2 protein-coding genes are annotated in these 1,955 nt (G+C 70.6%); both read right to left on the reverse strand.

Annotated features, from left to right (window positions below; all coding sequences use genetic code 11):
• Positions 1-23 precede the first annotated feature (23 nt).
• Positions 24-680 carry a DUF6230 family protein gene (locus J0670_RS36885; protein ID WP_207817143.1) on the reverse strand — a complete coding sequence of 219 codons (657 nt, stop codon included), beginning with the start codon at positions 678-680 and terminating at the stop codon, positions 24-26.
• 139 nt (positions 681-819) lie between these two features.
• Entirely contained in the window at positions 820-1,572 is a 753-nt protein-coding gene (locus J0670_RS36890) for a TetR/AcrR family transcriptional regulator (protein WP_207817144.1), read from the reverse strand.
• Between the last annotated feature and the right edge of the window lie 383 nt (positions 1,573-1,955).

Below are 1,955 nucleotides of genomic sequence, written 5' to 3' on the forward strand. Positions count from 1 at the left end.
CTCCGGTACGGACTCCGTCATGTTCAGCAGCCCTTGGCGCTGAAGCTCAGCCGCAGGTTGGGCAGTTTGAACCCGACGGCGGTGCTCGCGTAGTTGTGCTGGTTGACGTGGTTCATCACGACGGTGTCGGCCTGCTGGCCGAAGACGCCCGGGTTGCCCTTCCCGATCGGGCCGGCCTTGGTGTAGGTGCTGGCGTCGCCGCCGATCTCGATGTTGGTGAACTCCGCGTCACCGGAGAGCAGATCGGAGTCGGTGGTGAGGTTGGTGGCGGAGACCGGGGTCCCGGCGTCGCCTGCGTGGATCACCAGATTGATGCCGCCGAGGTCGACGCTCTGGCACAGGTTGGTGATCTCGGCCTTCTTGATCGCCGACACCGCGACCAGCACCTGGCCGCCGGTGGAGCCCGCGTTGGGGCTGTCGGGGATCATCGAGTCCAGGGCACCGAACTGCGCGAAGCCGTCGCCCTTGAGCTGGTCCGCGGTGATCGTGAACGGCATTCCGGAGATGGAGAACTGCGCGGCGAGCACGCCCTGCGCCGTGAGCGTCATCAGGACGCCCCCGAGCGCGACGGCCGGTACGGCCATCAGGACGCTGCGCTTCAGCCGTACCCGGCCGCGTGTGGTCCCGCTCGGTGGCTGCGGGGTGTCCGCCGCGGCGGCGGCTTCCTCGGACATGGCCATGTGTGCTCCCTGAGGGTGGATTGGGTGTGCAGGCACTGGCACGTTGTCCTGGCGCGGACAGCGTTGCGCGTCCCGACCGGGCGGTCCGCCCCTCGGCAGCGGGGCGGATCCGGCCGGAGCCGCGATGAGTACTGGGAAGCTACTGCCCGGTATAGGCCGGGTCAATACGGGTGCACGAAGGATCTTCACCGATTCGCGCGCCCAGCCGACGGGACGCTTCCACCGGGCCGAGGAAGGGCGCCAGGCAGAACATGCTCAACACCGGTACCAGCTCGGGCAGTTGATCGATCCGTCCGGAGGCGATCCGGCGGTACACCGCGCTGTAGACGCCGCCCACCACGACGTCCACGACTTCCTCCACCCCCACACCCGCCGGGAGTTGGGGAACCTCGGCGAAGAACGCCCGGAACCTGGTGAGGAGTTGCTCTCTCTCACGTCGGCCGGCCGGGCCGACCGCGTCGATCTCGATCACCGCCATGGTCGCGAAGGAGGGTGTTCCGGCGAGGAGTTGGAGCATCGCCCCGAGCGCCTGCCGGATCCCGGCGCACCAGTCGGATTCGGCCGCGAAGGCCGCCGCCATCCGCCGGATCACCACCCCGGTGCCGTGCCGGTGCGCGGCCAGGAAGGCGTCCTCCTTGCCGCTGAACAGCTCGTAGAAGACCGGCCTGGTCACCCCCGCCGCGCGGCAGATGTCGCTCACCGTCGCGTGCTGGTAGCCGCGTTCGGCGACGGTTCGGACCAGCCCGTCCAGCAGCCGCTCGCGCTGGGTGGCGGCGACCACGCCCGCGGGCAGTCGGCGGGGCCCCGGTTTGATCGACCTGGCCGGATCGCGGCCGGTCCTGGCCCCGGGCAGCAGGATCACGTCGGCACTTCGGAGGTACTTCCGATCCATCACCAACTCCTGTGTCCTGTATTGACATTGACGGAAGGCAGGGTTTACAACACTGCCAGGTTTCCAACCCGGTGGATGAGCAGGCCACCCACCGGTCGACCTCCAGGGGCTCCGACGGCCCCGGGCCGAGCGCCCGGGCCACGGGACCACGGCGGGCCCGGGCCCATGCGGTGGCAGCCGCCGGCGCCCACACCCCACGGCACCGCACGTCCGCACCACCGTCCGACTCCGTGCCGCCGTGTACCGAACCGCCGCACCTCGCAACGCCCGTCAGCCGCACCGCCGCACCTTCGCACCACCGTACGCGCACCACGGCGACCGCACACCGCGGTCAGGCCGTACCGCGCGAGCGGGCCCGTGGCGCCGGGCCCGCCCGTCCCGCG

This window comes from Streptomyces sp. FH025 (genome assembly GCF_017427025.1).
Taxonomy (GTDB): domain Bacteria; phylum Actinomycetota; class Actinomycetes; order Streptomycetales; family Streptomycetaceae; genus Kitasatospora.

What these genes read in the sequence shown, in the direction of transcription:
- J0670_RS36885 (WP_207817143.1), bottom strand. Translation starts at nt 680, where the DNA reads ATGGCCATGTCCGAGGAAGCCGCCGCCGCGGCGGACACCCCGCAGCCA.
- J0670_RS36890 (WP_207817144.1), bottom strand. Translation starts at nt 1,572, where the DNA reads ATGGATCGGAAGTACCTCCGAAGTGCCGACGTGATCCTGCTGCCCGGG.